Source organism: Phyllobacterium sp. P5_D12 (assembly GCF_054049495.1).
Map to the genome: position 1 here is coordinate 1 of NZ_JBFUMG010000007.1, position 15,532 is coordinate 15,532.

A 15,532-nucleotide genomic window follows, 5' to 3' on the forward strand; every position below is an offset into this window, starting at 1 on the left:
TCCCAACGATCAGAAAGCCGGGGCTCCATGCTCCGGCTTTCTTTTCTTGCCGGGCCCATGTATGCGACACTCTTGATAAGAAAAAGGAATGCATATGCGACTTGGTGGACGCCTGCAGGCGGCAATCGAAGTTCTGGACGATATTGAAAATCGCAAGCGACCGGCTTCCGACGCCTTGAAGGATTGGGGATTATCGCATCGCTTTGCCGGTGCGGGTGATCGCGCGGTCATCGGCAATATCGTCTATGATGCTCTCAGGCGGAAACTGTCGCTTGCCTGGCGCATGGATAGYGATGCAGCGCGTCGTATAGCCTTTGGTGTTCTGCTTTCCGATGCGGAACTCGACATCGAGGATATCAATGTCGCTCTCGAAGGCGATAAATTCGCGCCAGAACCGCTGGAAGCCGAACGCCTGGCGGTCTGGGCAGACCGCGATCTCAATTCTGCGCCGGATCATATTCGCGCCGACGTTCCGGAATGGTGCATTCCGCATTTCCAGGCAATCTTTGGCGACAAATGGGTCGAGGAAGCGGCAGCCCTCAGCGACCGCCCACCGGTCGACCTGCGGGTCAATACGCTCAAAGCCGATCGCGACAAGGTTCTAAAGGAACTCGCGCGTGCCGGTGCCAATCCTGCACCATTGCTGGAAACTGCCGTGCGCGTCCCGCCCTTGCGTGCCATGGGCCGTCACCCGAACGTTCAGGCGGAACCCGCCTTCCAGCGCGGCCTGTTCGAAGTGCAGGATCTGGGCTCGCAGCTTGCGGCGAAACTCTCAAACGCCAAGGCTGGCGAACAGGTGCTTGATTACTGCGCCGGGGCGGGGGGCAAGACCTTGGCGCTTGCGGCAGAGATGGGTAACAAGGGTCAGATCCATGCCTATGATGCCGAGCGCGCCCGCCTTGCACCCATTTTCGATCGGCTGAAGCGGGCAGGGGTGCGCAATGCGCAGGCCCATGCCAACGTTGGTGATCTTGCCCCGCTCGCGGGCCAGATGGATATGGTTCTGGTAGATGCGCCTTGCACAGGTTCAGGCACATGGCGGCGCAGGCCCGACGCGAAGTGGCGCCTCAGCGAGCAGCAGCTCGAGCGCCGCGAAGTGGAGCAGCGCGAGGTTTTGGAAGCGGCGAAGGCTTACGTGAAACCGGGCGGCCGGCTCGTCTACATAACCTGTTCGCTGTTCGCGCCAGAAAACGGCGACCAGGTCGCAGCTTTTCTTGATGCCAACAGCGGATACAGTGCCGTCGATACGCAACCCTTATGGGACCAGGCAGTGTCCACAGAGTCGGGATTGAAGCCGCTGTTTAGAGATGGGACAACCATCCTTTCCCCATTATCCACGTCAACCGATGGCTTCTTCATTTCAGTTCTCAGGCGAGAAAAATAAAGCTACAAAMGGGCTGCGACCTTCGTTGAAGAGAGGATATGCATGTCCCGTTCCCAAGCGCTTCTGTTGTTTCTCGTATTGGTTATCGGCGGCGGTCTCGCCATTGGCTACATCACTCTTCCCGGCGAATGGTACGCCGGTCTCGTCAAACCTTCCTTCAATCCCCCGAACTGGATTTTTGCTCCGGTATGGACAACCCTCTACATCCTCATAGCCATCGCCGGATGGCGGGTGTGGGATCGTGGATTGAGCGTGCCCCAGGAGTTCTGGTGGGCGCAACTGGCGCTGAACTTTCTCTGGTCGCCGGCATTTTTCGGCTTCCAGCAGATGGGTCTTGCGCTCATCGTCATCGTACTACTACTGATAACCATCATCGGCTTCATCAAGGTGACGTGGAGTTCTGAACCGGTATCGGCGCTTTTGTTCGTGCCTTACCTGTTGTGGGTGGCCTTCGCGTCGCTTCTCAATCTGTCGCTTTGGAGGCTCAATGCCGGCTGATGTATTCGAGGATGTAACAATGATCGGCGGGAAACGTGTCCTCTTTGTCATGGCCGTCGACGCGGAATACGGGCCGCATCTGCAGCGGCTTTTCACACCGCTGATTACCGGGGTTGGTCCGGTGGAGGCAGCGGTAAGCGTGTCGGCAACGCTGGCGAGCCTTGCGGTAAATGGCGCGCTGCCGGACCTCGTCGTGTCGCTTGGATCGGCCGGTTCGCGTACGCTCGAACAGACGGAGGTGTACCAGGTCACCAGCGTTTCGTACCGTGACATGGATGCTTCCGCGCTTGGGTTCAAAAAAGGCGCAACTCCCTTTTTGAATTTGCCGATTGTGGTCCCGCTTGGCTATCGAATACCCGGTGTGAAGGAAGCTTCCCTGTCGACCGGAGCCAACATCGTCTCCGGCAGCGCCTACGATCAGATCGATGCGGATATGGTGGAGATGGAAACCTTCGCCGTGCTGCGCGCGTGCCAGCGTTTCGAGCTGCCGCTCATCGGCTTGCGCGGCATTTCCGATGGCTCGGCGGACCTTCGTCATGTGGATGACTGGAAGGAATATCTGCACGTCATCGACGAGAAGCTGGCGGTTGCCGTCGAGGCAATGGCTGCAGCGATTGAGGCCGGTTCGTTGAATATTTGATCTCTACCACCATTTCTTGAATCAGAATTGCACCTCCTTCATCCATCCTGTGAACGATCGGAATCACTTTTGTCGTAGGTGCCAGTAACCCATTGCACCGACTCGACATTTGCTTTAAAGGCCCGCCATGAACACACCCACTCATCCAGATACAGTCCTCATCGTCGATTTCGGCAGTCAGGTGACGCAGCTGATTGCACGGCGCGTGCGTGAAGCCGGCGTCTATTCCGAGATCGTTCCCTTCCAGTCCGCTGGCGAAGCCTTCCATCGCATCAATCCAAAAGCGGTCATCCTCTCGGGCAGTCCGCACTCCACTGTCGATATCGGCAGTCCCCGTGCGCCGCAGGAAGTCTTCGACGCCAATATCCCGGTTCTCGGTATCTGCTATGGCGAACAGACCATGTGCGCCCAACTCGGCGGTAAGGTCGAGGCAGGACATCACCGCGAATTCGGCCGCGCCTTTCTCGACATCCAGGAAGAATGCGCGCTGTTCGATGGCGTCTGGGCCAAGGGTACGCGCCATCAGGTGTGGATGAGCCATGGCGACAAGGTCATGGAAATTCCCGATGGCTTCAAGGTCGTCGGCACCTCCACTGGCGCGCCCTTCGCGGCGATCGCCAACGAGGCCAAAAAATACTACGCCGTACAGTTCCACCCGGAAGTGGTGCACACGCCGGATGGGGCGAAGCTTCTTGAAAACTTCGTCCATCGCATCGCAGGTATCGAAAGCGACTGGTCGATGTCGGCCTACCGCGAAAAAGCGGTTGATCTCATCCGCAAGCAGGTCGGCGACAAGAAAGTCATCTGTGCTTTGTCCGGCGGTGTCGATTCGTCCGTTGCGGCCCTGTTGATCCATGAAGCAGTTGGCGACCAGCTGACTTGCATCCTCGTCGACCACGGCCTGATGCGTAAGAACGAAGCCGCCGATGTCGTCCAGATGTTCCGCGAGCATTACAATCTACCATTGATACTCGTGAACGCACAGGATCGGTTTATTGGTGCGCTCGAGGGCGAAGCCGACCCCGAGAAGAAKCGCAAGACGATTGGCAGGCTCTTCATCGAAGTCTTTGAAGAGGAAGCCAAAAAGCTTGGCGGTGCTGATTTCCTCGCGCAGGGCACGCTCTATCCGGACGTGATCGAAAGCGTGTCGTTCACCGGCGGCCCGTCGGTGACGATAAAATCGCACCACAATGTCGGCGGTCTTCCCGAACGCATGAACATGAAGCTGGTCGAGCCGCTGCGCGAGCTCTTCAAGGATGAAGTGCGCGTGCTCGGCAAGGAGCTTGGCTTGCCGGACCATTTCATCGGCCGCCATCCTTTCCCGGGACCGGGTCTCGCGATACGCTGCCCAGGCGGCATCACCCGTGAGAAGCTGGAAATCCTGCGCGAGGCCGACGCGGTCTATCTCGACGAGATTCGCAAGGCCGGTCTCTACGATGTCATCTGGCAGGCTTTCGCCGTGCTTCTGCCGGTACAGACCGTCGGCGTCATGGGCGATGGCCGTACCTACGAATTCGTCTGCGCCCTGCGTGCCGTGACCTCGGTCGATGGCATGACCGCCGATTTTTACCACTATGACATGAGTTTCCTCGGTCAGGCGGCAACGCGTATCATCAATGAAGTCAAGGGCATCAACCGCGTTGTCTACGACGTCACTTCAAAGCCGCCAGGTACGATCGAGTGGGAGTGAAGCGGGGTACCGTGGAGTAGTATCGGATGGCAGAGGACACTCGAGCGAATCCTAAGCCATCACCCCAACCTTCACGACTTTGTGGCCTTCAAATATTCGGTCGCGCGCTGCTCGAAAAGTTAGCGCGCGCGACCAGTTCTCGGCGTCGATCACACGTCGTAGATCAACTACTGCTCCTTCTTGAACAAATCCTGGAAGATGAGCTGGCCCCAAGTGCGGCGGTGTGCGTGCACCAGCGCGCCACCCTCGTTGAGCTTTCCCAGCTTGACGGGTGCGAACCCGAGTTGTTTGGCCAAATCCGCCACAGGAGCGATCGCGTCCTCCTCGTCGCTCGACAGAAAGACGACCCGGTGCCCGCCCTCGACGATCGGATCGGCAGCCAGGGTGGCCGCAACCAGGTGATTGAAACCTTTCACGAGCTTGGCGCCGGTGAACGCCTTCGCCACGAAGGCGGAGGCCGGGAGGCCGTCCAGCTCTTCAGGGACTGGAAACGCGTTCATCGCGTCGATGACTGTCTTGCCTTCCCAGCTCGGCAGGGCCTTCGCAACCTCGCGATGCTCCCCGAACGGGACCGCCAAGATGATTGTGTCAGCCGCGAGCGCTTCCCGCAGCGACTTGGCGACGACCGTGGGTCCAATCGCCCGAGCCTGCGGCGCCAACGCCTCGGGCGGCAGGCGGCTCGCGACGGCCACCTTGATGTTTTTACGGGCGAAGGCGTGGGCGAGAGCTTGGCCAATCTTACCGAATCCTATAATTGCGTAGCTCATAATACATCTCCGATTTGTGTTGATATTGATTTCCCAGCCCTCAACGGCGCTGGGTTATCCGTGTGGCGACCTTTGGGCAGACGACCTGCCGTGAACGACTTCCGCGCGGCCGGCCGGTCAGCCGCTTCCCGCGATCCGCGCGATTTCAGATGGCCGAAAAGCCGCCGTCGACAGACAACTCCACCCCATTCACGAAGCTCGAATCGTCTGAAGCAAGAAACAGCGCGGCCGCTGCAATTTCCTCAGGACGACCCATCGTTCCCCGCGGGATCAGGGATTCGAACATCTGCTTCGCCTCCTCGGTGAGGACTTGGTCCTGCATCGGTGTGGCGATCGGCCCCGGATGCAGTACGTTGACCCGGATATTCCTGCCCTTCAGCTCATTGAGCCAACCGCGTGCGAATGCGTGCAACGTCGCCTTGCTAGCCGCATAAACGCTGTAACCAGGAAAACCTTTGAGCGAAGCAACTGACCCGGTCATGAAGATCGATCCGCCATCGTTGAACAGCGGCAACGCCTTCTGAACTGTAAACAGCGTGCCGCGCGCATTCAGGTTGAAGGCCGCATCGAAGTGCTGCTCGGTAATCTCGCCCAGTGGGAGGGCTTCGCCCATGCCAGCGCTCGCGTACAGGACGTCGATCTTGCCCTTTTCCCGCATGACTGTATCGAAGAGCCGGTCGAGGTCGTCGAGATTGGCCGCGTCGCCGCGCACGCCGGTCACGTTCCGGCCAATCAGCCTGACGGCCTCATCGAGCGCTTCCTGCCGACGGCCCGTAATGAAAACATAGGCGCCTTCTTCAACGAACCGCCTGGCGCTTGCCAGCGCCATGCCGCTTGATCCGCCCGTGATGACTGCAACCTTACCTTCTAGCTTTCCCATGACTTTTCCTTTCGTCGTATCGGACAGCGTCTGCCTCCGAGAACCTCGAAATGGGTCCGCCGGCGTCAGTTGTTGAGTGCGGAAGCACGCACATCGGTGGTGCGAAATCGATCCGGCTGGACGACTGACGCCAGCCGCGACGATCGGCGTCCGCCGTTCGGAATTGGGCCGCGCTCGTCGACATAGGCAATAATGACCGCCCGTACTGCTGTTCGATGTGTTAGATACGGGCTTTGGAAGGCGCACCACACGGTGCGGGATTGCACCATGGTCGACTGGGATGACATTCGCTACTTTCTTGCCGTGGCGCGCGGAGGCTCAGTGCGGGCTGCCGCCGAGGGCCTCGGAGTGTATCACTCGACCGTGCTGCGACGCATCGCACAGCTCGAGGAACGCCTCGGGGCGCAGATGTTCGAAAAGCTGCCTTCGGGCTACCGCCTGACGGCTGCGGGCGAGGAGGTCCTCGAGCTCGCGAACCAGATGGAAGCGTCGTCGCACCAGCTGGAGACGCGCGTCTTCGGTCGCGACCAGAGCGTGCGCGGGCTTCTGCGGGTGACGTTGGCTCCGCCCCTCGCGACACACCTGCTCATGCCGGATTTCGCCGATTTCGCGCGTCTGCATCCGGACATCGAGATGGAAATCTTGTCGTCTGGCGATCTGGCAAATCTGACCAACCGAGAGGCCGACGTGGCGATCCGCGTCGTCTACGACCGCAAAACCCTGCCGCTCAATCTTCACGGCCTGAAGGGACCGGAGCTGTTCGGCGCCGTCTACATGTCCTGCGATCGACTAGCCGCATGGCGTGCGGGCGCCCCTGATCCCATCCGGTGGATCGTCATAAGCATTCATGGAATTCCGGATTGGGCCAGTGAGGGTGAGGTTCGCACCACGGGGGTTCCGTTCAGGACCACGGACGCCGGCGCGCAGATCGTTGCTGTACGGCAAGGGCTCGGGATCACGACACTGCCGTGCTTCGTCGGAGATGCCGACCCCCTGCTGGTGAGGGTGCCGGGCACCGACCTGCACATGTACGGAACGCTCTGGCTTCTCACACAGGGGGAAACACGCAAGACGAAGCGCGTGCGGCTCTTCACGGAGTTCGTATCCCGCAGGCTCGCCGCGTACGCTCCGCTTCTCGCGGGGCTGTCCTCGCGCGACTGATCCCCGCTCAGCGCATAGGACCACTCAGCATGTGATCCGCCAGGCTGTAGCAGTGGCTCGCCTGATAGGCGTTCCGGCCCCGGTTCATGTGCGTCAGGTTGAACGCCCGGATGGCCCGCAACGCACGGGGCGCCGCGAGGAATTTACCGATCGAGGAGCAGCCGCGGACCTTGATGCCGAAAATATCCTCGCCGCGGGGAAAGAAATAGCCGACGTCTTCCGGCATCATGACACAGTGCTCAAGGAACGCTTCGTCCACCTTGTCCTGATCGAGCGAATGGTCGGTGGTGAAATCGGAAAGGTGCACCAGGAATAGCGCGCGAATGCCCCCGCCGTCCGCATAGAGCGAGAAGAGCTCCATCCAGCTCGCATTGACGCGAACGAGCGCCTTGCCCGGAGTCGACGGCAGACAGGAAACCGACCAGTAATACCGCTCGGTCTGACGCGGGATCGGGATGCAGTCGCGGCCGTAGCGCCGGAGAATCTCCAGGACCTCTTGCCCCTGCGGCCGGGTTAGCAGCTTCTCAAACCGCGCAACGTATCTGAGACGCAGTTCCGGGGACTCCGGGCGCTCGTCGGCGTCGCGCAGGACCGTCTTGCCGTGCATCCAATCGCGCTGCTGCTGGAGATCCAGGAATCGGCGCAGACCAGTGGTGTTTGGGCGGCGAGTCGCGCTCGTTTCGGATACCATGTCTGTTGATTGCCCACCGAGAACTGCCCCGGCATTTCCGCCGAGAATTGACCCGCCTTTATGTATGTTCCGGTCTGAGGTGGTGGTCAAGCTCCTGTTTCTCTCCAAATGCGCGTTGGGCGGCAGGCGGCCCCTGGACCGGCGAGAAAGCGTTGTTGGGCTGCCGTCCTCCATGGCGCGGCGGGATGGCGGCGCTGCTGGCACAGGTGTATGATGCTCGTTTAATACTTCGAGATCAGGGAGGACAGCATGACTTCTTGGGAGATCAAGGGACGCGAACTCGTTAATTGCACCTGCGAGTATGGCTGCAACTGTCAATTCAATGCGCTGCCCGACAAGGGCCATTGCCATGCCGTTGCGGGCATCCAGATCGATGAGGGTCATCATGGCGAGACCGTTCTCGATGGCCTCCGGCTTGCTGCAATCTTCAAATGGCCTGGCGCCATCCACGAAGGCAATGGCGAAGCCATCGCTTTCGTCGATGAGAGCGCAACCGACCGGCAGCGGGAAGTGCTGCTGCGCATCATGACCGGCCAGGACACCGACCCGTTCGCGACGATGTTCGCCGTCTACGCCTCAACCGTGACAAAAATGAACGCCCCGGTTTTCACGAAGATCGATCTCGAACTCGATATCGACGGCCGCCGGGGGCGCATTTTCGTCAAGGACTATATCGAAACGGCAGGCGAACCGATCCGAAACAAGGTGACCGGCGCGGACTCGCGCGCTCAGATCGTGTTGCCGAACGGCTTCGAATATGCGGTCGCCGAGATCGGCAGTGCTTCGAGCAGCACAACCGGGCCGGTACAGGTGACCATGAAGGACAGCTACGGCCAGTTCGCGCGGCTGCATCTCAACAATCACGGGGTCGTGCGAGCCTGACGCGCCGCATGGACAGCGCGTCGCCACTCGAACGCCTGCTCAGACGCGACCGGCTCATCACGATCGCCGGTCTGGTGGTGCTGTGCCTGCTGGCCTGGCTTTATATAGTCGCGGGTGCAGGGCTCGACATGAATGCGTGGGAGATGTCAAGGCTCGCCTTATTCCCACACCTGCAAACTGGCGATATGACCTCCGACATGCCCGGCATGGATATGAGCGGAATGGCCATGGAGGCGGAACCTCGGATCTGGGGGCTGCCAATCTGGACGCTGATGATCGCCATGTGGTGGATCATGATGGTCGCCATGATGTCGCCGAGCGCCGCGCCGATTGTCCTGCTCTATGCGCGCGTGCACCGTCATGCGCTCACACAGGGTCAGATCCAGGACAAGCTGGCGCCCACCGGCGTATTTGTGGCGGGCTACCTGCTGGTCTGGCTGGGATTCTCCGTTGTGGCAGCTGGCCTGCATTGGCTGCTCGAACGCGAGGCATTCGTCTCATCGACGATGAGTTCGCAGAGCCGCTGGCTTTCGGGCACCGTCCTAATCGCCGCGGGCCTGTATCAGTTCTCGCCGCTCAAGAGGGCCTGCCTGTCGCATTGCCGGGCGCCGACGGCATTCCTTTCCAGCCACTGGCGTCCCCACGCGCTTGGCGCGCTGCGTTTGGGCGTACTGCACGGGGCCTTTTGTGTCGGCTGCTGCTGGATGCTGATGGCGTTGTTGTTCGTGGGTGGCGTGATGAATTTGGTGTGGATCGCCGCGCTTGCCGTTCTGGTGCTGGTTGAAAAGGTGTTTCCTGCCGGCCAGTGGGTTGGTCGCGCCGCCGGAATCGCCTTGATCGCCTGGGGCAGCGCAACGCTCTTCATCTAATAATGGCGCTGGATCACTTTAAAAGTGTCTCGCTGTGGGCGTGACACTCCCATCCATTTGACCCGCGAATCCAGACAGAACTATCGGCTGCTCTCATATCTTGTGACTTGCCGTCCATCTTGACGCTCTGCCGGACTGTGTACGCAATGAGCGCAATATCCGGGGAAGGCGTGGATACCTCGACATCTTCGAAGACATAGGATTCGAGGCTCCATTTTCCTTCCTCGGTCATCTTTCCCATTTTCTCTTTCGCGATACGCATAACGCCTTGTGTGCCGGTGACGAAGGCAGTCTTTCCCGAGAGTTCCGAAGTGCGGCGGCCGTCTTTCGCCTTCATTGCGTCCCAATAGGATTTCTCGAGGGCCACGATTTCGTCCTTTGTTGGCATGGCATGAGCGTTCATCACATCCTCCTACGGTGTTGTATCACCGCAAAACGCTCCACATCTGCCTGAAGTTCCAGCAAGGCCGCGCAACGATCCCCTGCAGATCGCCGGTTGGACGTGCCGCAATCGCATTACGAGGGTAGAAAGGAAAAACTCGCGGACAGAAGCACGATAAGGATGATTGCAAATACAACTATTCAAGAAGCCAGGATCTGTTGTCGTTCATTATCATTTCTCGAGCGGCGCTTCACTGCACGGCCCATTGCTGAAAACAGTATAGTCTACCTTCTCCGTTCCAGCGCACCTTAATTCTGGCTTGTCACTGAAGCCTGGTTCACGGCTCCAAACATAGAAAGCGATGCAAGCTTCTGTTCATTTCCCATTCATGTTGGCGACTTATTTTTCAAGATACGGGGCATGTTGAAAAGGAGGTATCCCGCATGTCACTTAAATCGGGACTTTCTGCACTTGTTTTAATCGGTGGATTGTTCTCGTTCGGTGCGCCGGCCATGGCGGCTCCGATCACACCCGCGACCGGGTCGCCGGAAGTATCAACTCCGGTCGAGCAGGTGGGTTGGCGTTGTGGTCGCGGATGGCACGTGAACCGGTGGGGACGCTGTGTTCCCAACCGAAGAGTTGCGCGGTGCGGCCCCGGTTGGCATGTCAACCGCTACGGAAATTGTGTTCGCAATCGTCCGGTATACCGGGCATGTCCACGCGGATTTCACTTAACGCCACGCGGATTCTGCGTACCCAACTAACAACACATCTGCAGCCAGCGTTCTGATGAAGGGCGCCGGCGTTCGCAGAATTTCGGGGAACCATATTGTTGTTGATCGGTTCATCTTTTGTAGTGAAAGGATGGCGTAATGGACAACAAACCTTCAAAATCTCCGGTCCGTGAAACAACGAACGAAGCGCGCCAGGGGCCACTCGGACGACCAGTACTAAACGTGCTGATCGTAGCATTACTCCTCGCGCTTGTCGCATGGGGCGCGGCCGAACTCTATGGCGAGCGCGTCGACAACGCGGCAGGCGTTGGAGATAGCGGCAGCGCAGAGCAGAGCGCACCCCCGGCAGCGCCGTCGACAGATCAGCCTGTCACGAACACTCCGACCGCCCCCAACTCCACGCCTCAAACGGGCTCGGGGGGAGATACTCAAACGAAAAACCCGGCCCCGGCGAATTAGTCCAGGTGCGATTGTTGACCGACTGTCGGCGAGACGAAACGATTGCTTCGCTTAAGAAGGAATGATCGATGACGAAGGTTATAACCGAGATTGCCCGCGCCAGCTATGAAGCCTACGTCGCAAAGGACCGTGGGGCGATAGAGGCGCTGATTGCCGAGGACTTTCACTTCACCAGTCCACTCGACAACCGGATCGACCGCGCCACCTATTTCGCGCGTTGCTGGCCGAATAGCGAGACGGTGGAGGGTTTCGAGTTCATTCACCTCGTGCCCTACGCTGACAAGGTCTTTGTTACTTATGAAGGACGCAACACCGATGGCCATCGGTTTCGCAACACCGAGATCCTGGTGGTGCGCGATGGCCAAATCACCGATGCGGAAGTCTATTTCGGCTGGTCAATTCCGCACGAGGCGAAACCCGGTGGATTCATTGACAGCACGCAGGCGTGAGCTACTGTCAATGGAATAACCAGCCGAAACCTACCGCAAGTGCAACGCCGATAAGGAACACGGGGCCATAGACATGATATGACCAGTCATTGTGGCGCATCTCTTGCCGCTTCCCCCATGATTGGTGCGTCACGCATTCCGAACCCGTCATTTTGGCCGCCATCGGCAATAAAAGACGCTGCCGTCTGCAGCCAGGTTCCCAGGGTGCTACCGCACATGCTGCAGTGGATGACCGTTGAGTTCGTTATACCATGGGGTATGTGGAGATAGATTTCTCCGCAATCAGGGCATGAAAGCTTGAAATTGGGTCTCTGGGGCATGTCTGTGCTCCCACCTGGCTGGAGCACATGGGCTCTCAATCGCCGGCATGCCGTTGATTAATCCAGCGACACGGCCATTAAAAAACTCATTTCGGGCTCGCGTCAACTGCCTGTCTTGCAGCGAACCGTTAATCGGGACCAGAATCGGCCGATCGACGGCAACAGGTGACGGAACCACGAAATTTTTCTCGTACCGATTTTTGCTTTGAAAACAACAGGAGTGGCGATAATGTCGAAGCTCTGCTGACCAGCAGGGATCCAATCCCGTCAATCGATATGAGATTATGAAGAGTTCGCATAGACGCGTCGTTGTTACCTCGCCTTTCTTCGATGAAGAGGCGCACGCCTACCTTAAACAGCATGGGTGCGAGGTTGATATCGTCCAATGGCAAAAGGGTGAGGGCGATGGCAGCTTGGCAACGCCGCAATTGGCCAGCCTGCTTGAAGGCGCATCCGGCTGGATCGTCGGTCAGGCTTATGTCACACGCGAACTGCTGACCGGTCTGCCGGATCTCCAGGTTCTGGCGCGGCGCGGCGTGGGTTACGACCGGGTCGATGTCAATGCCGTCAGGGACCTCGGCCGTGTTCTCACCATCGGCGCAGGCGGTAACGATGCTTCGGTCGCCGACCACACCATCGGATTGATGCTTGCCGTCGCCCGGCGCTTGCGCGAATCGCAAAACCGCATGCTGGCGGGCAACTGGTCCATTTTGACAAGCTCCGACCTTTCGGGGAAAACCGTCGGCATCATTGGCCTTGGCCGTATAGGCAAGAGCCTCGTGCAACGCCTGAAGGGTTTTGAAGCGCGCATTCTTGTCTGCCATCCGCGTCCTGACCGGGAATATGGCGACGCCAACGGCATCACCTATGTCGATATGCAGACGCTGCTCCGGCAGAGCGATGTCGTCAGTGTGCACGCCCCCTTGTCCCCGGAAACGCGGTTCCTCATCGATAGTGCCGCGCTTGCACTCATGAAGCCTACCGCCATTTTGATCAACACCGCGCGTGGCGGGCTTGTCGATGACCGGGACCTTCTGGCTGCATTGAAGGCTGGCCRGATCGCCGGGGCAGGGCTGGATGTCTATGTCAGCGAAGGCGACCCTGCCTTCAAGCCGGTTTCGGACGAACTTGTCGCACTGCCCAATGTGATCGCCACACCGCATTCCGCCGGCTCGTCGGTGGAGGCTCTCGCCCGAACCAACATGATTGCGGCAAGAACCGTCATTTCAGTCTTCGATGGCGAAAAGCTGCCTCAAGCCTGTGTCATTGCCGATGGGCGGAAACCCGCAGCAGCAGGCTGACGTTTCGAAAGCGACGCTGGTCGACGGGCGGGACTTCTGTATCGAAGACATATATTGTAAACTGCCTTACCGAACATCCATGTCGCGTGGCAGTTCATGCGAAGTCATTTCCGGACAGATTTTGAAACGATATCCCTTGAAAACCATTGCTGCCCCCATCGTCCATCAGCCACTTACAGAAAGCGCACGATCAGTCTTGAAAATGATCTCGCGTTCCGGACCGGTCACGAGGCCGCAACTGAGCGCCGCTCTGGCTTTTTCCAAGCCAACCATGTCCGCCGCCGTCGGCGAACTCGAAGCCCATGGACTTGTAGCCTCGAACGGTGTCGCAAGGGGCGCCGTTGGCCGCACTGCGGTGACGTACGGGTTAGGCGCGGGGGCCGGTTTTGCGATTGGCGTCGATTGCGGTACCACCCAGATCCATGCGATGGCGTCGAAGCTCGATGGTCAGAATTTTGTCGAGTTGCAGCAGCCGGTTGGCGTTGATGGCGAAAATGCCGTGCAGCGGTTCCAGGCAATCGAAACCGCGATCGAATCTCTCCTGGCGCAATGCGGGAAAAGCCATGGGCCGCTGCGAGTTATCGCGATTGCTCTGCCCAATATAATTTCGCAGACGCTCGAGCGGCTTCCAGCACGCGATGATTTTGCGCAGACGCTACAGAGGCTGCAAGACGCCTACAATGTGCCGATTGTGGTCGAGAACAATGTCAATTGCGCAGCGCTGGCCGAGTATCACGAGGGTGCGGCCAAGCATCATTCCTTTGCCATTTATCTGCAGATCGGCGTCAAGGTCGGTGTAGGGATTGTCCTGGATGGCAAGCTGTTTCGCGGGTTTCGCGGCGGTGCGGGCGAGGTCGGGCATTTGCCTTTCCCCTGGTCCGAAACGGAGAAGCCCCGCTTCCAGCAGGTTGAAACCTACTTGGGTTCGGTGCAGCTCCTGCAGCGTTGCAAGGAGAATTGGCCTGCATCGGAGGGCAAACCACCCGTTTCGACCGCTGAATTGTTCTCTCTGGCGCAAACGTCTGACTATGCACGCCGGTGGGTCGAAAGACACGCCAACGATATCGGCAATCTGGTTGCATCCTGTGTCAGCATACTCGATCCCGAGCTCGTCGTACTCGGGGGTGGCGTCGGACAGAATGCGATCCTGCTCGAAGGTGTCGACAAGGTCGTGAGGGAGCTTTGCTGGCCAGTGGAGATCAGGGTCAGCGAACTTTCCAACCAGGCGACGGTGCTTGGCGCGATGCGCCTGGGCGTTGATTTCGCCATGGCCGGTTTGCTCGGGGAAGACAGCAGCGCCGCCTTCCTTTACCCCGGAACTTTGGCGGAGCCTGTCCGCCAATAAGGCATTCAATCAACCGCGAGCTTCGTATCCGTCTGCCGGTAACGGAAGTTGCAGACGGGGAGCCCCGCATCGTCGGAGAGCGTGGCGACGATCAGCTGCGCCGGAATGGCCTGCAGGATGGCATCGCCAATACCGGGACTGAACGCGGGTACGTTGATGACGACGAGATTGTCGGCGTCAGTCACGTCGCTGCGACTTGTGATAAGCACCGCCGGAATGGCGAAGCCGGCAAGGTCCTTGGCAAGCTGCACTTCGCGGCCATCGCCAAAAAGAATGACGCCGCTATCCTTGTCGTTCGGTTCCATCGGGCCATGCAGGAAGTTCAGCGTGTCCCAATCCTGGGCCGAAATACGGGCCGCCTCGCGGATCAGCAGCGATATATATCCTGCCGTACCATAGGCGCAGCCCGCTCCGACGCAGTCGATGGCCTTGCGGTTGCCAAGCATCTTTGCAGCCTTTTCGACCTGCGGTTTAACCGTTTCGAGAATCGATTGCGCGGCCGAAGGCAGCGCCGTCCAGTCGGTACCGGAAGGGCGTCCCGTCTTGTCTGCAAGCAATGCTGCCGTTAGCAAGGAGCCGAGATAGCTTGTGGTGTTCGGACCGCTATCGATGCCGCTATCTGTCGGGATCATGTGGCGAACGACTTTGGAGAGCGGCGTTCCGGCCCCCGTTGCGACACCGTAGGTCGGCTTGTCCGGGCGCACTTCCATCGCCTTCGCCGGCTCGATACTGCGGCCGGAAGCGGAAAATGCGATATAGGCATCGCCCGCCTGGATGGAGGCGTCATCGAGGTCCGTCGCCGCAAGTCCAAAGGCACGCATCCCCTGATTGCGCATCTGCGCCGCCGCGACGACCGCTGCGTAGAGACTGGCGCCGATGCCTGCGAGGACGATCGTTCCTGATTTCAGCGGCACAAGATCGATCGTATCCAGCGTCTTGGAAACGCTCTTCATGCAGGCTTCGAGAGCGGCGGGTTGCAGGGCGATGGCCTCGCGGTAGGGGACTCTGTCGGTCATTTTTCATTCCGTATGCTGATGGAGATTATAGGCCGGACGGCGCGATGCCCTCCGGCCTTGGAGA

18 protein-coding genes are annotated in these 15,532 nt (G+C 59.2%); 12 read left to right on the forward strand and 6 right to left on the reverse strand.

Going from position 1 to position 15,532, the window contains the following annotated elements:
* Positions 1 to 94 precede the first annotated feature (94 nt).
* The 4 genes from ACXJ5O_RS01185 (at position 95) to guaA (ending at position 4,212) form a co-directional block, all read left to right on the forward strand.
* Positions 95 to 1,384 carry an RsmB/NOP family class I SAM-dependent RNA methyltransferase gene (locus ACXJ5O_RS01185; protein WP_457298304.1) on the forward strand — a complete coding sequence of 430 codons (1,290 nt, stop codon included), beginning with the start codon at positions 95 to 97 and terminating at the stop codon, positions 1,382 to 1,384.
* Between the two features lie 42 nt (positions 1,385 to 1,426).
* Complete coding sequence (locus ACXJ5O_RS01190; RefSeq protein ID WP_457298277.1) at positions 1,427 to 1,882, forward strand: TspO/MBR family protein; 456 nt, start codon at positions 1,427 to 1,429, stop codon at positions 1,880 to 1,882.
* A complete protein-coding gene (locus ACXJ5O_RS01195) occupies positions 1,872 to 2,522 on the forward strand; it encodes a 5'-methylthioadenosine/S-adenosylhomocysteine nucleosidase (RefSeq protein WP_457298278.1) in 651 nt (216 codons plus the stop codon). Before ACXJ5O_RS01190 ends, ACXJ5O_RS01195 begins: the two co-directional genes overlap by 11 nt.
* 127 nt (positions 2,523 to 2,649) lie before the next feature.
* On the forward strand, positions 2,650 to 4,212 hold the full coding sequence (gene guaA, locus ACXJ5O_RS01200) for a glutamine-hydrolyzing GMP synthase (RefSeq protein ID WP_457298279.1): 1,563 nt from the start codon (positions 2,650 to 2,652) through the stop codon (positions 4,210 to 4,212).
* A 167-nt stretch (positions 4,213 to 4,379) separates the two neighbouring features.
* On the opposite strand, the gene ACXJ5O_RS01205 is transcribed toward guaA, so the two are convergent.
* The 3 genes from ACXJ5O_RS01205 to ACXJ5O_RS01215 all read right to left on the reverse strand — a co-directional run bounded on the left by ACXJ5O_RS01205 (position 4,380) and on the right by ACXJ5O_RS01215 (position 6,146).
* Positions 4,380 to 4,979: an NADPH-dependent F420 reductase gene (locus ACXJ5O_RS01205; protein WP_457298280.1), complete on the reverse strand. Its 600-nt coding sequence runs from the start codon at positions 4,977 to 4,979 to the stop codon at positions 4,380 to 4,382.
* Positions 4,980 to 5,124: 145 nt separating this feature from the next.
* Positions 5,125 to 5,859, reverse strand: a complete 735-nt coding sequence (locus ACXJ5O_RS01210; protein WP_457298281.1) for an SDR family NAD(P)-dependent oxidoreductase — start codon at positions 5,857 to 5,859, stop codon at positions 5,125 to 5,127.
* A gap of 65 nt (positions 5,860 to 5,924) precedes the next feature.
* On the reverse strand, positions 5,925 to 6,146 hold the full coding sequence (locus ACXJ5O_RS01215) for a hypothetical protein (RefSeq protein WP_457298282.1): 222 nt from the start codon (positions 6,144 to 6,146) through the stop codon (positions 5,925 to 5,927).
* Here ACXJ5O_RS01215 and ACXJ5O_RS01220 point away from each other — a divergent pair.
* Complete coding sequence (locus tag ACXJ5O_RS01220) at positions 6,127 to 7,020, forward strand: LysR family transcriptional regulator (protein ID WP_457298283.1); 894 nt, start codon at positions 6,127 to 6,129, stop codon at positions 7,018 to 7,020. The genes ACXJ5O_RS01215 and ACXJ5O_RS01220 overlap by 20 nt on opposite strands.
* A 7-nt stretch (positions 7,021 to 7,027) precedes the next feature.
* Here ACXJ5O_RS01220 and ACXJ5O_RS01225 read toward each other — a convergent pair whose 3' ends face one another.
* Positions 7,028 to 7,711, reverse strand: coding sequence for a hypothetical protein (locus ACXJ5O_RS01225; protein WP_457298305.1), 684 nt, complete (start codon positions 7,709 to 7,711; stop codon positions 7,028 to 7,030).
* Between the two features lie 249 nt (positions 7,712 to 7,960).
* Here ACXJ5O_RS01225 and ACXJ5O_RS01230 point away from each other — a divergent pair, with 249 nt between their 5' ends.
* Together ACXJ5O_RS01230 and ACXJ5O_RS01235 are read left to right on the forward strand one after the other, a co-directional pair.
* Positions 7,961 to 8,593, forward strand: coding sequence for a DUF1326 domain-containing protein (locus ACXJ5O_RS01230; protein WP_457298284.1), 633 nt, complete (start codon positions 7,961 to 7,963; stop codon positions 8,591 to 8,593).
* Positions 8,594 to 8,601: 8 nt separating this feature from the next.
* Positions 8,602 to 9,462 (forward strand): DUF2182 domain-containing protein, encoded by an 861-nt coding sequence (locus ACXJ5O_RS01235; protein ID WP_457298285.1) that lies wholly within the window; start codon positions 8,602 to 8,604, stop codon positions 9,460 to 9,462.
* 13 nt (positions 9,463 to 9,475) lie between these two features.
* Here ACXJ5O_RS01235 and ACXJ5O_RS01240 read toward each other — a convergent pair whose 3' ends face one another.
* Positions 9,476 to 9,865 (reverse strand): nuclear transport factor 2 family protein, encoded by a 390-nt coding sequence (locus tag ACXJ5O_RS01240; protein ID WP_457298286.1) that lies wholly within the window; start codon positions 9,863 to 9,865, stop codon positions 9,476 to 9,478.
* 491 nt (positions 9,866 to 10,356) lie between these two features.
* On the opposite strand from ACXJ5O_RS01240, the gene ACXJ5O_RS01245 reads away from it, so the two are divergent.
* The 5 genes from ACXJ5O_RS01245 (at position 10,357) to ACXJ5O_RS01265 (ending at position 14,452) form a co-directional block, all read left to right on the forward strand.
* A complete protein-coding gene (locus ACXJ5O_RS01245; RefSeq protein ID WP_417020908.1) occupies positions 10,357 to 10,608 on the forward strand; it encodes a GCG_CRPN prefix-to-repeats domain-containing protein in 252 nt (83 codons plus the stop codon).
* Between the two features lie 108 nt (positions 10,609 to 10,716).
* On the forward strand, positions 10,717 to 11,037 hold the full coding sequence (locus ACXJ5O_RS01250; RefSeq protein WP_457298287.1) for a hypothetical protein: 321 nt from the start codon (positions 10,717 to 10,719) through the stop codon (positions 11,035 to 11,037).
* 68 nt (positions 11,038 to 11,105) lie between these two features.
* Positions 11,106 to 11,486 (forward strand): nuclear transport factor 2 family protein, encoded by a 381-nt coding sequence (locus ACXJ5O_RS01255; RefSeq protein WP_457298288.1) that lies wholly within the window; start codon positions 11,106 to 11,108, stop codon positions 11,484 to 11,486.
* A 604-nt stretch (positions 11,487 to 12,090) separates the two neighbouring features.
* On the forward strand, positions 12,091 to 13,107 hold the full coding sequence (locus ACXJ5O_RS01260) for a phosphoglycerate dehydrogenase (protein WP_457298289.1): 1,017 nt from the start codon (positions 12,091 to 12,093) through the stop codon (positions 13,105 to 13,107).
* 79 nt (positions 13,108 to 13,186) lie between these two features.
* Entirely contained in the window at positions 13,187 to 14,452 is a 1,266-nt protein-coding gene (locus tag ACXJ5O_RS01265) for an ROK family transcriptional regulator (RefSeq protein WP_457298306.1), read from the forward strand.
* Positions 14,453 to 14,457: 5 nt separating this feature from the next.
* On the opposite strand, the gene ACXJ5O_RS01270 is transcribed toward ACXJ5O_RS01265, so the two are convergent.
* Positions 14,458 to 15,468, reverse strand: a complete 1,011-nt coding sequence (locus ACXJ5O_RS01270; RefSeq protein ID WP_457298290.1) for an SIS domain-containing protein — start codon at positions 15,466 to 15,468, stop codon at positions 14,458 to 14,460.
* Positions 15,469 to 15,532: the final 64 nt, after the last annotated feature.